5 protein-coding genes are annotated in these 18,630 nt (G+C 39.8%); all 5 read right to left on the minus strand.

The genetic code is table 11. The features are described 5' to 3' along the window. Window positions 1-25 precede the first annotated feature (25 nt). The 5 genes from panP to HWQ43_RS12775 all read right to left on the minus strand — a co-directional run bounded on the left by panP (window position 26) and on the right by HWQ43_RS12775 (window position 18,607). Entirely contained in the window at window positions 26-1,672 is a 1,647-nt protein-coding gene (gene panP / locus HWQ43_RS12755; RefSeq protein WP_292733802.1) for a pyridoxal-dependent aspartate 1-decarboxylase PanP, read from the minus strand. 157 nt (window positions 1,673-1,829) lie between these two features. Further along, window positions 1,830-6,392: a non-ribosomal peptide synthetase gene (locus tag HWQ43_RS12760; RefSeq protein WP_292733805.1), complete on the minus strand. Its 4,563-nt coding sequence runs from the start codon at window positions 6,390-6,392 to the stop codon at window positions 1,830-1,832. A 1-nt stretch (window position 6,393) separates the two neighbouring features. Continuing rightward, complete coding sequence (locus HWQ43_RS12765; RefSeq protein ID WP_292733808.1) at window positions 6,394-11,049, minus strand: non-ribosomal peptide synthetase; 4,656 nt, start codon at window positions 11,047-11,049, stop codon at window positions 6,394-6,396. Beyond that, window positions 11,046-15,800: a type I polyketide synthase gene (locus HWQ43_RS12770; RefSeq protein WP_292733811.1), complete on the minus strand. Its 4,755-nt coding sequence runs from the start codon at window positions 15,798-15,800 to the stop codon at window positions 11,046-11,048. Before HWQ43_RS12770 ends, HWQ43_RS12765 begins: the two co-directional genes overlap by 4 nt. A 35-nt stretch (window positions 15,801-15,835) precedes the next feature. Continuing rightward, entirely contained in the window at window positions 15,836-18,607 is a 2,772-nt protein-coding gene (locus tag HWQ43_RS12775) for an amino acid adenylation domain-containing protein (RefSeq protein ID WP_292733814.1), read from the minus strand. Window positions 18,608-18,630 lie beyond the last annotated feature (23 nt).

Below are 18,630 nucleotides of genomic sequence, written 5' to 3' on the forward strand. Positions count from 1 at the left end.
ATATTTTTTTCTAATAGGAAGTTGTTCAATATGAAAGTGAAATTTCAGCAGCAATCTGAATTTGGTCATTTAAAACAGCCTCAATATCTTCTTCAGTAGTTAATGGATTAGCAATTACTGCACGCATGGCAATTACAGGAATTTCTTTGTCCAAGCTGATAATTATTTTTGTTGTTCGTGAGATAAAAGTACGACCGATATGGCGCTGCATTTTTTGTAAATATTCATTACAATCATTGATAATTTGATTATCTGTTTCTGTTAACTGTGTGTTGGCAATCAGCCCTCTAAATTGCTCTGGAATATAGCGATAGATTAACAGATTAGTATCAGGTTCTGCCAACAATTCAAATTCAGGCATCGCCGAAATCCGAGCAGCCATATATTGAGTTTTGCGGATTCCTTCATCAATCAAAAACTCATATCCCTTAAGCCCAATCAGTTTTAGACCAGCGTGTAAAAATAAAGCCATGCCTGGCCGAGAACCTTCTAAAGCACGTTTACCTAAATCAAATGATCCCTTACGCATGGTATAGCTAGCCTGTTTTTCGATTGAAGAAGCTAGATAGGGGTTGCGGAAAAAGACCATACCAATACCCATTGGCAAATACAGTTGTTTATGTCCATCAATAGTGACTGAATCAGCTTTTTCTATACCAGCAAGCTTATACCGATATTGTTCAGAAAAAATCAGTGGGCCACCCCAAGCAGCATCTACGTGAAAATGAGCATTGGCTTCTTGTGCAATCTCCGCAATATCTTTAAGGGAATCAACTCCACCTGAATCTGTCGTGCCAGCAACCCCTACAATTGCGATAATTAGTAAGTTTTGGTTACGACAGTCTATAACAGTTTGGCGCAGTGCTTGTAAGTTAACTCGATTATTACAGTCAGTAGGGATTCTCATCAAACTATGAGTACCAATGCCCATCAAATCCGCAGCTTTATCAAAAGAGTAGTGCATCAAGTCAGAGCCAATAATTACTGCTCCTTTGTAGCCATAGAAATCTAGAGCAGCTGCTAAACCTTCTTTTTCTACGCCGAGAAATCCATCTTTGGGCCCTAGTGAAGCATTTCGCGCGCACCAAAGTGCTGAGATATTCGCCACTGTTCCACCAGAAACTAAGATTCCTAGTGTACTGAGGTTGTTTTGAATATGTTGAGTGTAGAAACCGTCAGAAAAATTATAAATCTGTCGATGCAACATAGCCAAAGCCTCACGTTCACAGAAGGTGAGGGCTTTAGCTGTCTCTATTTTGACGGCGTTTTGATTCATTGCCGTCATGAGTTTAGCCAAAGGGCGTACAAAACTAGGAAGTGCCGAGGTCATGTGACCAATAAATCGTGGCGAAGATGTATGTATTGAATGAGCAACAAGATTATTGCCTATGTACTTGAGATAGCCCTCAAAGTTAGTGGGCTGAAGTGGAATTTTACTATCAGAAAACTTTTCTAGTAGTGAGTCTAAATCAATATTGGTATTAGAGTCAATATTGCTTAAAAAATCTTGAAAAATATTATCAGTTATTTCATCTATTTGTTTTTCAATAGAGTTTACCTGATTGAATGAAGCAAACATTTGCATTACTTGCTCTTCTATCCCATCATGTAATACCTGTTCAGATTCAAAAAGGTAATTCTTGTTTAGCATTTCTTGGCTGCTCGATGTCATATTGTATTTGTTGCAATAAATTTTTATAGTTCATTTTTGAAATAAGAAGGTTTTGCCTTCTTTTCTTTAAGTGTTATTAGCACTTTCTAAAATGTTCGATTTTATACGGCATTAATGTTTTAGCGATCACCCTTATTTCTTCAATGCCTTGTTTAAACTAAACATCTTTTTGCTTTGTTGCTGCTCGATACTCTTTTCTAACTTGTTTTCGCCGCTGTACTGAAGCCGTTCTGCTCTCTGAGTGATGAACAGGTAGTAAAACAGGTGTTTCTTCGCTAGATTCCTGATTAAAATATTTAGCCAAGTGACTTATAGTCGGATATTCAAACATATCAACTAAGGTGAAATCTCGCTGAAATGCTTTTTGCAACTTGCTATGAACTTGAATTAAGAGCAATGAATGACCACCAAGTTCAAAGAAATTGTCATGAATTCCCACGTCCCCAACATTCAGTATTTCTTGCCAGATACTAGCAATAGTTTTTTCTATTTCGGTTTGGGGTGGCTGATAAGCTGCTTCTAATTTAGGCCTTGCCGTACCAGGTGCAGGTAATGCTTGGCGATCAACCTTACCATTAGGTGTAAGTGGTAGTGCATCTAGCATCACGAACGCTGACGGCATCATGTAGTTAGGCAGCTTCGCCTTTAAATCCTGCCGTAATTGGGACACAACCTGAGTATTAGACATTTGCTGTAGTGGAGTATTAGCAAAATCACTCCAAGTCTGAGAGCTAGTTGTTTTTCCACTGCAAGAAGGAGCTACCATTATAGGCTTCATTTGTGATGCTACAGTGCGCTTTTTGAATACTACTTGGTATTGACCATCGACACTATCATCTGACCAGCTAATATCGACGATATAAGGTAATTCTTCACTAACAGCCCATAATTCTTCGGGATCTACGCCAGTTGTTGCTATTGCCTGAAGAGCTTGGCGTACCTCACCAACATTTGTCAAGCCTTTGGAATTTTTGAGTAATTCTACAGCTTTTATATCTGGCAAGACACGAGCATTAGGCACATTAACAATTCCTAAAATATCCGGCTCAGTCTCTATAAGTAATTGGCGGACAGATGCAAGCGTCAGCTTTGCTCGCTGCCAATCTAACCATGAAATATCTACTGGAGGATTGTCATGTCCTACATGGATAATCACATCGTATCGGAATTTAGTCAACTCATTATGAAAGTGCCCGCGTTCCAGATGAACTTCTACATGACTAATCTTGGGCAGATGCTGTTTTAAGGCGATAAAAAACGCCGCATCGATCACTAACTGTTTCTCTGCAAATATTTGCTTTTGCACAAGTTGCTGTAAATTTTCTACAGAGAGAGAGGCTGGTGCTTTATGTAGTTGAACAGAGGTGTGAAAAGCTTCTAGTAAGCTAAAATTGCGAACATCTCCTAAAAATATAAAGCCTCCAGGCTCTACTACATTTACAGCACCTTCCAACACCTTTAATAAGTAGTCAACACTTGGAAAATATTGGGCTACTGAGACTATAAAGACAGCATCGAAAGTATCTGCACTTATACCTGTGAAGTCATCTGCTCCTTTCTGGATAAAGCTCACTCCTGACAGATTTTGCCCTAAGTTGTTTAATTGTTGCTGGAGAATGTTTAGAGCATTTTGCGAGATATCAGTTGCACAGTATTGTCTGCAATGAGGAGCAAAGCGTAAAAGCATTAGACCGCTACCACCACAACCAATTTCTAGGATGTGGGTTGGTTGTAAAGCTGAAATCCGCTCAACTGTTTGATCCATCCATTCACGTACTTCTTGATCAGGGAGATGCAAGCCTGTATAGCTACTTTCCCAGCCCTTGATATAAAAACCTGACTGTTGTTCTGAGTCTAACTCGTTGTAGAGGCTATCAAAAACTGCTTGCCACTGCGAGGCTTGTTGAGTGTTCAAATCAACTGCTGATGTCTGCTCTTTTACAACATCAGATGTATTAGCAACTACATAAGCCACTAACTGCTCGTAGTCTGACACATCTTTCCTAGAAATCACTGTTGCTTCCATAACAGATGGATGTTCGTTGATGAGTGCTTCTATTTCTCCTAGCTCAATACGGAAGCCCCTAATTTTTACTTGGTTGTCAATACGATCGCTAAATTCAATTTGACCATCGCTGCGGTAGCGTACCCGATCGCCTGTTTTATAAAGACGAGAACCTGGGCGATCGCTAAAAGGATTTGGTATAAACTTCTCAGATGTTAACTCTGGTTGGTGCAGATAGCCTCTGGCTACACCAATTCCGCCAATGTGCAGTTCGCCCCAAACACCGATGGGAACTGGTTGTAAATCAGTATTTAACACATAGGTTTGCATATTAGCGATCGCTCTGCCAATCGGCACTTCCCTTTCTACAGTTGTCAGGTCGCAAACTGTAGCAACTACTGTGGTTTCTGTCGGCCCGTAGCTATTAATCAAACGTATGCCCGATTCTACTTGCTGTTGCCAAATGTTAAGTTTATCTGGTGAAGCTTTTTCGCCACCAATAATAACTAGGCGCAGTGATTCTGGTAACTTTAATGCAGATGTTGCCAGTTCTGAAGTTATTTGATGCCAAAAAGCAGTAGGTATATCTAAAACCGATATGCAATGCTGTTGGCATTTTTCATTGAAAGCTTTGATCGAAACCAACATTTCATCAGTTCGCAATACCAAAGTCGCACCGTGTAGCAAACAAGGGAAAATTTCTTCACAAGCGGCATCAAAGCTGATGGAGGCAAATTGCAAGATTCGGTCTTGTGCTTTTAGTTCGTACTCTGCGATCGCTGCTTGGACAAAGTTTACCAAAGATTGATGTTGGATAGTAACACCTTTGGGTGTGCCAGTAGAGCCTGATGTATAAATCACATAGACTAAATTTGCAGGGGTGGTTTGATTTACAGGGTTTTGTTTGATTGCTGATGATCCGGCTTGCCAATTAATATCGTCATCGAAGCAGATGACTTTTGCTGTATGCGGTGGCATCTGTGCCAGTAGGTACTGTTGTGTAAGTAATACTGTCAATGGAGCATCATTTAGCAGCAGTGCCAATCGCGGCTGCGGATAGGTTGGATCAATCGGTACGTAGGCTCCCCCAGCTTTGAGGATGGCTAATAGCCCAATGATCATCTCGATTGATCGCTCTAGACAAATTCCGACTAATACTTCTGGTTTTACTCCTAAAGTTTGTAAATAATGTGCTAGTTGATTGGCTCTGGCGTTGAGTTCGCAGTAGCTTAACTGTTGGTCTTCAAATACCACTGCGATCGCATCGGGTGTACGTTCTACTTGAGCCTCGAATAATTCATGGATGCATTGATCTTGAGAATATTCCACCTGAGTCTGGTTCCACTCCACAAGTAACTGATGTCGCTCATGTTCTGTTAAGAGCGATAACTCACCAAGACGTTGCTGTGGATTGGTGGACATACCCTCTAGCAAAGTCTGTAAATGTCCTAGCATTCGGGTGATCGTGTCATTGTCGAAGCGATCGCTATCATCGCAAGTAATATTGAGCAACAACTCCTCACCTAGATTCACGCTTAGGGTTATCGGATAGTTAGTCTTTTCAAAGCTATGAAATTCCTCTATCTGCAAATTGATATCCCTCTGCCGTAAGGAAGGATCTACAGCATAATTCTCAAAAACTACTATACTCTCGAATAGAGATACACCTTTAGGAACTTCGCTCCATTCTTGGACTTTCACTAATGGACAATACTCGTATTGACGTGCTTCAACTAGTTGATCTTTGATGTTCTGAAGCCAAGGCAAAAGAAATTCTTGGGATGATACTTGTACTCTAATCGGTAACGTGTTGATAAACAACCCTACCATAGACTCGGCTCTAGCTAAAGTATGGGGACGACCAGAAGTTACTGCCCCAAAAACTACGTCTTTTTGACCACTGTAGCAGCTCAATAGCAAAGCCCAAGCTCCCTGTACAAGGGTGTTCAGTGTTAGTTGGTGTTGCTTTGCTACAGACTGCAATGCTGCTGTTGTTACTACAGAAAGTTTAACTTCTCGCTCGTCATAGGCATCTGTTTGAGTCAGTAATTTTCTAGTTCGTTGATTCACCGATAGCTGTGTCGGAGTGGTAAAACCTTTAAGTATCTGTCGCCAAAAAGTCTCAGCTTCAGATAGGTTTTGTTGCTGTAGCCAGACAATGTAATCTCGATACGGGCGAATTGATTCTAAGTATAATTCTTGACCATTGCTCAAAGCTTTGTAACAAGCAAGGACTTCTTTAAAAACTAAGGCAACAGACCACCCATCTAACAATAGATGATGATGACTCCAGGTAAAGTTATAGGAAATGTCCGAAAGTTGAACCAGTGTTAGGCGCATCAATGGAGGCTGCTTAAGTTCAAACCCACTGGAGCGATCGCTTTGTAAGAAAAGTTCTAACTTTTGTTGTTGTTCTTCTGGGGAGAGATCCTGCCAATTATACTCCTGCCACGGTAAAGCCACCTGTCGATGCACAATTTGTACTGGTTCTTTTAAGCCTTCCCAAACGAAGCAGGTTCGGAGAATAGAATGTCGTTCTATAATATATTGCCATGCGCGATGGAATGCTATAACGTTGAGCTTTCCGTGGATAGTCCAGCTAAATTGTTCAAAATAGATGCCAGATTTAGGATCTGCAAGACTATGGAACAGAATGCCCTGCTGCATGGGCGAGAGGGGATAAAAATTTTCAATGTTTTTGTTTTTAAAACCCATGTTAGATATCCCCCATAGCTGCTGTAATGGCATCGAGATCGGTTTGATCCCATTGGCTTTGCTGAAAATCTGCGAAATCGGAAGGGGTAAAACCACCTGCATTGGGAGATAGGCAATGAGCAATCAGCGATCGCAGTTCCTCAATAAACCTTTGAGCAAGTACTTCAATCGTGGTTTGTCGATGCAACTTATTACTGTAAGACCAACTCATTCCCAGATGTCCCTGATAAATACCACCGTTAATTTCTAATAAGTGAGTTCGTTTACTTTGCAAACTGCGAGTGGAACCACTCGATTCCTTCGCGAAGCTAAATAAAGATGATTCTGGTAAAACTTGATCGAACTGTCCTAAATAGTTGAAAGCAACTTCAGCCTTTGATGAGGAAAATTTTTCAGCTATTTCCTTATCCTGACAAAGATAGCGGAGTAATCCATAGCCAATACCTCGATTCGGAATTGCTCGTAGCTGCTCTTTTATCGACTTCAAGACTTTTCCTTGCTCGTTGGCATTTTCCAACTTTAGGTGTACTGGGAAAAGAGTTGTGAACCAACCGATAGTCCTCGATAAATCCACATCCTCAAAGATTTCTTCTCGCCCATGCCCTTCCAAGTCAATTAGTAGAGAATTTTCTCCCGTCCACTGGTTAAACGTTAGTATCAGTGCTGTTAACAAGACATCATTAATTTGTGTCTGGTAAGCTGCTGGCACTTGTTGCAGCAAACTTTGGGTTTCTTCTACGGACAGCGATACTGATACGATAGAAGTGGTTTCTTCTATATTATTTCCATCAAGAAAATCTCTTGGTATAGACGAAACTGATTGACATTGTGTCGTCAACCAAAAGTCTATTTCTGAAAGTAGTGCTGAAGATTGTGCATATTTTTGGAGATGGCTAGACCATTGTTTGTAAGAAGTTGTTTTGGGTGGCAACTTAATTACTTTGCCTTGACTAATTTGCTGGTAAGCTGTTTGAAAATCTTCAATTAAAATTCGCCAAGAGACACCATCAACAGCTAAGTGGTGAATAATCCAAAGCAAGCGGTTGGGTTGATTGTCGCCCAAGTTGAAAAGCGCAACCTGGAATAACGGCCCTTGTGACAGATTTAAGCTGGCTTGCAGTTTAGTTGCTGCTGCTTCTATTGCTGGCGATTGTCGATCTTTTGGCAGTGCTGAAAAATCGAAGCATGTCAGTGGTATGACATCATCAGGACTAACAATAAGTGCTTCAGTACTAAATTCCTCTTGTATAAATCGTAAACGTAGTACATCATGATGTATTTGTAGAAACTTGATAATTTTCTCTAAAACTACAGGGTCAGTATTCTGCTTGCTTTCTAAGAATACAGCTTGATTCCAGTGGTGTGGTTCTGGTTGCTTTTGTGCAAAAAACCAGTGTTGAATGGGTATTAGCTCTAGCGCTCCAGTTAAAACTCCTTGTTCAGCTTGAATTTTCTGAGTTGTATCAATTACTGTCGCTAATTGGGCAATTGTTTGGTACTGAAACATCTGCTTAGGAGTTAGGTGCAGCCCTGTTTGGTTGGCTTTGGATATTACTTGAAGGCTAAGAATCGAATCCCCACCTAATCCAAAAAAGTTGTCGTTTATACTTATATTTTTCAGACCTAATACTTCTGTCCAGATTCCAGCCAACTGCTTTTCAACGGTTGTCTGCGGTGCTACTAATTCTTTGTCTTCAGGTCTAGCTGTATCAGGTGTAGGTAGTGCCTTACGGTCAACCTTACCATTAGGTGTTAGTGGTAGTGCTGATAAGATGACAAAAGCTGCTGGCACCATATAGCTTGGCAACTTCGCTTCTAAAAAACTCCTTAGTTCAGGAATTGTCAGTGTTTGCTCTATTTGAGGGACTACATAGGCGACTATCTGTTGAGAATCTGTCTGTGAAAAATGAACCGCAACTACAGCTTCTTGGACTGCTGGGTATTCAAGAATAACTGCTTCAATTTCTAACAGTTCAATCCGAAAACCACGGACTTTTACTTGATAGTCAACACGACCAATATATTCGATTTCTCCATTGGGCAGATAGCGTGCCTGATCTCCAGTTTTATATAACCGTTCTCCTGGCAAGTTTGCGTAAGGATTAGGAATAAATTTCTCCGCAGTCAGTTCCGCTTTGTTTAGATAACCACGGGCTAAACCTGCACCACCAATATACAACATTCCTGGTACACCTACAGGAACAGGTTGTAAATTTTGATCTAACAAATAAATCTGGGTGTTGTGAATCGGACGACCGATAGGTGGAGTGTTGCTAGTATCCTTGTGTATCCAGGCAAACGTTGAATAAGTTGTATCTTCTGAAGGCCCATATAGGTTAAATACCTTTTGTATATTATCCTGCTGATAAAGTTGTTGTACGAGTTTATTATGAAGTGGTTCACCTGCAACATTCACAATCTGCACTGAAGTTGGAATACTATCAGTTTTTAATAACTGTGAAATTACACTTGGGACAGTATTAATTAAGGTTACATCTAAGGTTGTTGGCAAAGTTGGTAACAAGAGTGCGTTCTCGATTAAAATCACTTTGCCACCACAACACAGAGGAACAAACACCTCGAATACCGAAAGATCGAAGCAAATTGAGGTTGATGCCAAAACTCCTTGCATAGCTTCTATCGCAAAGGTTTTCTTTGCCCAATCCAACATTGCAACTGTGCTTGCGTGTTGAATCATTACACCTTTTGGTCTGCCTGTTGAACCAGAGGTATAGATGACATAAGCTAGGTTATCAGTTGTGACAACAGATAATAAATTTTCCTGGGTTTGTTGGGCGATTGTCTGCCAATCGGCATCTAAACAAACTACTTTAGCTTTGTGTTGCGGTATCGCCTCAAGAAGCGACTCTTGAGTTAGCAACACTGGGGCTTGAGTATCTTCTAGTATAAATGCAATGCGTTCTTGGGGATAGCTGGGGTCTAATGGTATATATGCACCACCTGCTTTCAGGATGGCTAACAGCCCAATTATCATTTCGAGCGATCGCTCTACACAAATCCCAACTAATACTTCTGGTTTTACTCCTAAAGCTTGCAAATAGTGCGCTAGCTGATTCGCTCTGGCGTTGAGTTCGTGGTAGCTCAACTGTTGGTCTGCAAACACCACTGCTATAGAATCAGGTGTGCGTTCTACTTGAGCCTCGAATAACTGATGGATGCATTGATCTTGAGGATAATTAACCTGAGTGTCATTCCACTCCACTAGCAATTGACGTTTCTCTGCTTCTGTTAGCAGTGATAATTCTGATAGTCGTAGTTCTGGATTGGCAATAATCCCTTTAAGTAATGTCTGGAAATGTCCAGCCATCCGCTTAATAGTACTTGACTCGAATAAATCTGTATTAAACTCTAGGCTAGCAAAAAGTTTTTGTGGTGTTTCTGTGATCTCTAGGGTCAAATCAAACTTGGCGCTACCATTATCAATTGTCAAGGGACTTATAGTCAAACCAGGCAACTCGAAAACTGACATTGGTGTATTCTGAAGCACAAACATTACTTGAAATACTGGCGTGTAGCTCAAGTTTCGTTGTGGTTGCAGTTCTTCTACTAGCTGCTCAAAAGGTAAATCTTGATGTGCGTAAGCTCCTAATAGCTTTGTTCGCACACAAGTTAGTAGATCCTCAAAGGTAGGATTACCTGCCAAATTAGTTCGCAGCGCAATTGTATTGGCAAAAAAACCAATTAATCCTTCTAACTCTGTGCGATCGCGGTTAGCAATGGGCGAACCGACTACAATATCTTCACTACCCGTATAACGCCATAGTAGTATTTGAAAGGCTGCCAGCAGGGTCATAAATAAGGTACTTCCATGCTGCTGGCTCAATTTATTTAAGGCTACATATAAATCATCAGATAAATCAAATGAATAGCTGGCACCCTGAAAGCTGCTAACCGCAGGTCGTGGGTAGTCAGTGGGTAACTCTAATAATTTTGGTGCGCCCTCTAACTGGTTTTTCCAATAAGATATTTGTGATTGTAGTAGTTCTCCTTGTAGCCGTTGTCGCTGCCAAGCTGCAAAGTCTACATACTGTATTGGTAGTTCTGAAACCAAAGAAGGCTGCCCTTTAGAGAAGGCTTCGTAAAGTACTGCGACTTCTTGAGTCAGTACTCCCATTGACCATCCGTCAGAGATAATATGGTGCATTGTGAACACTAGAATGTGTTCTGTTTCTTTGAGACGCAGCAAAGTAGCTCGCAGTAATGGAGCTTGGCTCAAATTAAAGGGTTGCTGAATTTCTTGTATAACTAACTTTTTAACTTCAGCTTCTTGCTCAACCTCAGATAATTCTTCCAGATTGATGGTAGGTAAATTCAAGCTTAAAGTAGGAATAATTACCTGAACAGGTTTTTCTTCCATCGTTGCGAAAGTAGTTCGCAAAATTTCGTGGCGTCGCACTATTTCATCCAGGGTTTGCAATAATGCAGCTTGATTCAGGAAACCTGTAAGACGCAAAGCTGCCGATATGTGATTAGCAAAGTTACCAGGTTGTAATTGGTCTATAAACCAAAGTCGTTGTTGACCAAAAGACATTGGAAAAGTCTGAAGCTGGCTAACCTTTTCTTGAAGTAGTTTTGCCAACAATTCACGTTTGTTTTCTGGTGAAATATCATTAAGTATCTGGTGATTACTGGTCATGGTTCAGTTCCCTTTTCTGCTAACACCTTATTAAGCAGTAACTCTACTTCTTGGTCTGAAAGTTGATCGAGCTTTGCCAACACCTGTTGCTCATTACTTTGCTCGATTCTTGGAATCATGTTGATACTATACCTTTCTCCCAAACTTCGGGTCTGTTCAACCATCAATGCTTGATCGATGATAGTGGGTGCTTCAAAAAAGCTATGCAAAGACAGGTTTACTTGAAACTCTTGACGCAATCGAGAGAGAAGTTGAGTAGCTAATAGGGAATGTCCTCCCAAATCAAAAAAGCTATCATGAATACCTATTTGATTAATTCCCAGTATCTGTTGCCAGATTCGAGCAATAGTTCCTTCAATTTCATTATTAGGTGCAACATAATCATTACCTAGATTTGGGCGAGGATGGTTTGCTTGGGAAATATTAACTGAAGCTGAGTTATCTTCCAGAAGTTTTAATCCTTCTTCCAGAAAATTGAGATAATGATTCTCCTTAATTACATCTGAGAAATTTTTTGTTGACACAACAACGTGAGGTAAGGCACTTCCCAAAATGCGATCAAAAGCATCAGCGCCTTCTTGAGGCATTATTGCTTCTTTTAATTCTTCTGCAACTATATCTTCAGCTAAATATTTGAGATTATCTGGTAGAATAATCTCCGTTCCCATACCTACTTCTTGCCAAGTATCCCAGTCGATTGATATTGTTAATCGTCCAGATTTAGCAACTTGATTATTATATGCATATACATCAAGAAATGCATTAGCCGCACAATAATCTACCTGTCCAAATTCACCCAATATAGAACTTTGGGATGAACAAAGTACCAAGAAATCTAGATTAATATTCTGAAAAACTTGCTCTAGTAATATCGTTCCTCTAACTTTTGGTGCGAGTACCTTGCTTGCTATATCCTGGGTTTTAAGTTGGATGACACCGCCACCAGCAATACCCGCTGCGTGGATAACACCATTAATCACACCAAATTTTTCTATTGACTGAGCAATCACGGCCTGCATTTGTTCGGAATTAGTCACATCCGCGCTGATTACCAAAACTTCTGCACCAAGAGCCTCTAATACTTGGACTTTACAAATTATCCGGCTAACCCTATCTTGTTGATCATGAGTTGCCAACCATTCTTGCCAATTATCTTTTTCGGGAATACTCTTTCGTCCAACTAGAACTAATCTAGCCTGCACTTTCTTTGCTAGATGTTCTGCTAATACTAAACCAATACCACCTAGTCCACCAGTAATTAAGTAAACCCCTCCCTCCTTTAACTTAGTTTTATCAGCTATGGTCTGTTCCAAATGCACAGGCTCGAAGGATTGAATCCAGCGATGATAACCACGGTAGGCAACTATGTCATCTGTTTGATCTGCTGTAAATTCTGCGATCAGATTGTCTAAAACATTTTCTCCTAGTGGGGTTTTTAAAGAATTGACCACTATATCAATATTACGGCAATATATGTTTGAATATTCCTTGGGAATTACCTTACATGGCCCTAATATGGTTGCTTTAGAAGGGCATAATTTTTCCTCGCCAGTTACATCATATAAATTACTGGTGACGACCATCAGCTTCAGAGAATTGCTAATATCTTGTTTTCCTAACGCCTGTGCTAAAAAAAGTAGACTCCAGAAACCGAGATGCTGACAATCTTCAAAAAATTGATGTTGTGTTTGTTCGTCTAGCTCTTGAGAGTGTAGAGTATCGTTGGGAGTAACGCCCCAAAAATGGGCAATCCCCTGGGCAGTCCAATTCTGCTCTCGTAGTGTTTGAAGCAAGATATCATAATCATCTCTCTGTTGGGGATTAATTGTATATGTACAGTCACTAAGTTTCGCAAAATTATCTGCGACTTTGACGGTAATCACATCCTGACCTTGTTGTTTGAGTCTTTCTGCAATTTCTGCTCCTACTCCATAGGTATCGACAAAAACTAGCCAACATAACTTTTGTTCTACCAGCTTTTGTTTTTGGAAAACCTCAAGCGGTGTAGATTCTCTCCAACGAGGAATGTAGAACCAGTCAGCAATATCTGGCTTCTTATCTAAGGTTTTTGACGACTTCATTGCCAGAAGTGCATTTCTATTTACCTCCAACCAGTAACGCTTGCGCTCAAAAGGATAAGTAGGTAAGGGTAGACGATGACGCTTTTCATCTACGTAAAAACCAGACCAATCAATGTGAACTCCTACTGCCCAAAGTCTACCCAAGGTGTTGAGTAAAAATGCTACATCTGATTGTTGCTCTTGAGGATGTCGTATAGAGGTTAGGGCTATCAGTTCATCTGTTTGATGTTGTTTAGCCAAACTACTCAGTGTCCGTCCCGGGCCAATCTCCAACAGTATTTGCTCTGGCTGTTTGAGTAACTCTGTTACCCCTTGGCTAAAACGCACTGGCTGCCTTAAATGCCTCGCCCAATAGTTAGGGTCTGTCGCTTCTGCTACGGTAATCCAAGTTCCGCTAACATTGGACACAAAAGGAATTTTCGGGGGATTGAGTTTTATTTTTTGTAACGACCAGGTGAAAGCTTCAATGATGGGTTCCATCATTTGAGAATGAAAGGCGTGGGAAGTATCCAAATGTCTACAGCTTACACCTATTTGTTGTAGCTTCTGTTGCAATTGGTCTATCGCTTCTGTTGAACCAGACACCACGCAGGAAGAAGGTGCATTGCTTGCAGCCAGAGAGATTTCCTTTTCTAGCAGTTGTTCTATCTCTTGTTCTGGAAGCTGAACCGAGAGCATAGCACCGCTAGGCAACTGCTGCATTAGTTTTCCGCGAGTAGCTACTATTGCCAAGGCATCTTCCAAAGAGAAAACTCCAGCCACAGTGGCAGCTACATACTCTCCTATACCGTGACCAATCATAGTCTCAGGACGCACGCCCCAGGCCATCAATAACTTGGCTAGAGCATATTCAAGCACAAACAAAGCTGGTTGAATAATTGCTGTTTGCTGCAACTTTTGTGCTGCTTCTTGAGTTTTTTCTGCAAAGGGGTAGAAAATTGTACGTAGGTCTACTTCTAAGTGAGGTATGAGCAGCTTGCAGCAGTAATCAACTTGCTCTCTAAATACGGTTTCACTCTCGTATAATTCCCGACCCATGTTTACATACTGCGAACCTTGTCCAGAAAACATAAACACAATCGAGCGATTACAAGGTTCTTGGTAATGGGTGAAAGCCATTTGAGGGTCTTGCAGCGCCTTGATTGCATCTCCTTGATCTTGGCAAACTACCATTCGGCGATGGTTCAAAGTCCAGCGGCCCACTTGCAAAGTATGAGCAACATCAGCGAGATTGAAATCTGGATGCTGTTGGAGATAATTAGCCAGATTTTCTGTAGCAGTTTCCAGTGCTGTATTTGTTTTAGCTGAAAGTAATAATAACTGCCAAGACCGAGAAGGGCTAGAGGGTTTAATTATGGTCGCTTCTTCTAAAATTACATGGGCATTTGTCCCACCAAAACCAAAAGCACTAACTCCAGCACGACGAGGGGCGTCATTGCTTTTCCACTCAGACAATGTGTTGTTAACGTAAAAAGGACTGTTAGCAAAATCTATCTGGGGGTTAGGTTCTTTAAAGTTTAAGCTAGGTGGTATCTGTTTATGCTTGAGCGCTAAAACGGTTTTGATTAGACTTGCAACACCAGCAGCTTCGTCCAAATGTCCAATATTGGTTTTCAAAGAACCGATCGCACAAAAGCCCTTTTTCTGAGTTTTGCTGCGGAAAGCTTGTGTTAAAGCAGCAATTTCAATGGGGTCGCCTAGAGCGGTTGCAGTCCCGTGAGCCTCTATATAGGTAATTGTTTCGGGTTCCACCTCAGCCATAATCTGAGCCGCTCTAATCACCTTTGCCTGACCATCAACGCTGGGTGCAGTGTAGCTAACTTTGCTTGCTCCATCATTATTAATGGCGGAACCTTTGATGACTGCATGGATGCAGTCTCCATCTGCGATCGCCTCCTCTAAACGCTTTAAAACTACAACACCTAAACCCCTTCCTCTCGGACATCCCTTGGCCTTGACATCAAAAGCACGGCAATGTCCATCAGGAGATGAAGTCCCATCTTGCTGATATACATAACCGACTGCTTCTGATATTGAGACTCCAGCCGCCAAAGCAACATCACACTCGCCACTAAGCAAACCTTGGCAGGCTAAATGTAAAGCAACTAATGAACTTGAGCAGGTAGTTTGAACTGCATAACTTGGCCCCTGCAAGTTTAATTTATAAGAAGCAAATGTAACGGAAGCTCCAGAGGTTCCTTTTTCTATTTGTTGTTCACCAAGAGATTCTACAATTTCATAATTTGAATAAATATTACGTAAATAACCGCCAAAACTAGTACCAACATAAACTCCAATCGGCTGATTGTAAGCTTCGGAACTATAACCAGCATTTTCAAGTGCTGTCCATGCATGTTCCAAAAACAAACGCAGTCCGGGGTCCATAATTTCAGCTTCTCTGGGATTTATACCGAAGAATGAAGCATCAAACAAATCTATACCTTCAACGACACCCTCCGCCCTGACATAATAAGGGTTTGTCAGGTCGGCAGAATCTACACCTAAATCTTTTAGCTCTTGAGCGGTGAAATAATGAATCAACTCTACTCCGTCTCGGATATTTTGCCAAAATCGCTCAATATTTTGAGATTTGGGAAAACAGCCACTCATCCCAACAATAGCTATTTCTAAGCCTGTTTTGTCACTTAAATAATCTACTGAGTTAGACATGATTTTTATCCTTTTAATTAATCTTCTATTCGTTTTTAAATAAGTTGTTGTTTCTTTCGTAAGCGGCTTTGTTTTAATCTGGCTTTACCAGCTTCCAGATTTTCATTGATTTGATTACTTTCAGAAGCAAATACTTCATCACTATTATCTTTTTGAGTTAAATACTGTGATAAAGAATTTATAGTCGGATATTTAAAAAGGTCAGTTATAGCTAAATCCGCTTTCAAAAGTTCTCGTACTTTGCTATAAACCTGAAGTACATTTAGCGAATGACCACCAAGTTCAAAAAAGTTATCTTTAATGCCAACTTTCTCCACCTTAAGTACTTTTTGCCAAATATCAGCAACCGTCCGCTCGATCTCATTTCGCGGTGACACGTAAGCTGTTTCTAGTTCTGGGCGAAGATTATCTGGTTTAGGCAGAGCTTTACGGTCTACTTTACCGCTTGGTGCTAGCGGTAGATTTTTCAGTACTACAAAGGCAGAAGGAATCATGTGGTCAGGTAATTTTCCCTTCAAGAAGCTACGGAGTTCGCTAATACTAAGAACTACTTCTGTCTTCGCAACCACATAGGCAACTAATTGCACGTTATCTGCTTGCTCCTGTTGAACCACAACTACATTTTCACGTACATTAGGGTGCTGACCTAAAAATGTCTCAATTTCTCCAAGTTCAACCCGGAAACCACGAATCTTCACTTGATGGTCAATACGTCCAAGGAATTCGATGTTCCCATCAGTCAGCCACCTTCCTAAATCTCCAGTCTTATAAATTAAATCTTTGCGATTACCAGGTAGGCTGTTTATGGTATCTGTAAACGGGTTAGGAACAAAGCTTAAATTGGTTTTTTCTTCGTTTTTCCAATACCCATCACCTACACCAATTCCCGATACACAGATTTCTCCAGGAACACCAATGGGTAATAGCTGCATTTCTTCATCTAGAATGTAGAGATTTAAGTTTGCTAATGGTTTACCAATTGGAACTGTTCGCTGATTTTCTGGCAAAGGCTTGTTAACGATAAACTGGGTGATATCATCAGCAGCTTCGGTAGGGCCATAAGCATTAGCAATTCTGATATGGGGGTATATCTCAAGCCACTTATTTACCCATTTAACCGATACAGATTCACCTGATAATATCATCCATTTTAAATCTGGTAATACCCGTTCATGGTTTGGTAATTGGGAAGTATATTCAAGTAACCCTCCAAATAATGTTGGTACTAATTCAACAACAGTAATTTGTTCTGATTTAAGTACTGCAAATAATTGTTCGGGAATCGCAACAGTTTCGATATCTACAATTATAGTCTTTCCGCCAATTAAAAGTGGTGCCAAAAATTGCCATACAGAAATATCTGTTGAAGAAGGAGCGCTTTGGAGAAAACAAAATTCCGACCTTAACTCCAACTCATCAAATTGAGCATAAATATGATTTATTGCACCATCATGTCTAATAATTGCCCCTTTAGATAATCCTGTAGAGCCTGAAGTATAAAGCATATAAGCTGGGGTAACAGCATCATTTAGATGTTCTAAATTGTCATGAGCTAGCTGGTCAAAATCACACTTGCTATATATTTTAAGCTCTGTTTTATTAGCCCCTAGTTTAGTTTTATTCAAGACATCATCTAAACAAATAATAGATGATAATTGCGAATCATCTTCTACCAAGTCTGATAAGGAATTTAATAGCGAATAATCTGTTAGTATAAATTTAACTTCGCTATTAGATAGCATATATTTAATTCGATTTGGTGGATAAGTACTGTCAATCGGTATATATGCTCCACCCGCCTTGTAGATAGCAAGGATAGCAACCAGGAAATTGATATCGCGAGCTTTAAAAATGCCTATAAACTCTCCTTTAGAAACACCTATTTTTCGCAGTAATCTAGCTATTCGATTAGCTTTTATATTTATTTCTTGATAGGTTAATTTAGTGGATTGATGAACGACAGCTATCTTGTTTGGAGTTTGAAATACCTGATTTTCAAATAATTTATTTATTGTCTGATCGACGGGATATTCTTTAGTCTTATTGTTATATTTTATCAACAACTGATCTTTATCAAATTCTTTCAAAAATAGAATATCTGATATTCTCTTATTCAAGTTATTGATAATACTCTCAAGTCCATTAGTATAATACCTAATCATCAATTTTATATTTTCATCTTTAAACAGATGTTCTTTATACTCAATATTGGCAATAATACCTTCACCATTAACTGAAAAAGAAATTGTTATGTCATTATTAAGTTGATTTAAATCTTTTTTACTATGAATATTTTCTAATAAAACTACTATGTCAAAAAATGCACAACGATTAGGGCTTGTTGGTAGCTCTAACAACTTAATTAACTCATTAAAATTATAGTTCTGATTGTTGAAAGCACCGATAATTGCATCTTTGACTTCAAAAGTAAAATCTTTGAATGAAAGTTGACGTGTTACCTGAGTACGCAAGGGAATGATTTTGCTATTTATGCAACTTGTACCATTTTCTTCATATATAGGTATTCCAATAATAACATCATTATTTCGAGTATATTTTTGTAGCAATATATTCAATGCAGACACTAGCATCAAGTACGTTGAAAAATAAGAACCTTTCGCTAGCTTAATGATTGCTTTAGATAAGTCATTTGATAAGTCAAAGCTAAGAGATTTGTTTTTATCACTAGGAAATAAAGGTCTTATATAGTCCAGCATTAAATTTGTTTCTGGTAGTTCTCCTGATAACTTATTTATCCAATAAATTTTTTGAGACAATAAGTCATTTGAGTGTGATTTTGTACTCATATTGTTTTCCTGATAACAAACTA

This window comes from Nostoc sp. JL31 (genome assembly GCF_017114965.1).
In the GTDB taxonomy this organism is placed as follows: Bacteria; Cyanobacteriota; Cyanobacteriia; order Cyanobacteriales; family Nostocaceae; genus Nostoc; species Nostoc punctiforme_A.

Bases quoted from the DNA above. Each gene is read 5' to 3' on its own strand.
- panP (WP_292733802.1), bottom strand. From the start codon at position 1,672: ATGACATCGAGCAGCCAAGAAATGCTAAACAAGAATTACCTTTTTGAA.
- HWQ43_RS12760 (WP_292733805.1), bottom strand. From the start codon at position 6,392: ATGGGTTTTAAAAACAAAAACATTGAAAATTTTTATCCCCTCTCGCCC.
- HWQ43_RS12765 (WP_292733808.1), bottom strand. From the start codon at position 11,049: ATGACCAGTAATCACCAGATACTTAATGATATTTCACCAGAAAACAAA.
- HWQ43_RS12770 (WP_292733811.1), bottom strand. From the start codon at position 15,800: ATGTCTAACTCAGTAGATTATTTAAGTGACAAAACAGGCTTAGAAATA.
- HWQ43_RS12775 (WP_292733814.1), bottom strand. From the start codon at position 18,607: ATGAGTACAAAATCACACTCAAATGACTTATTGTCTCAAAAAATTTAT.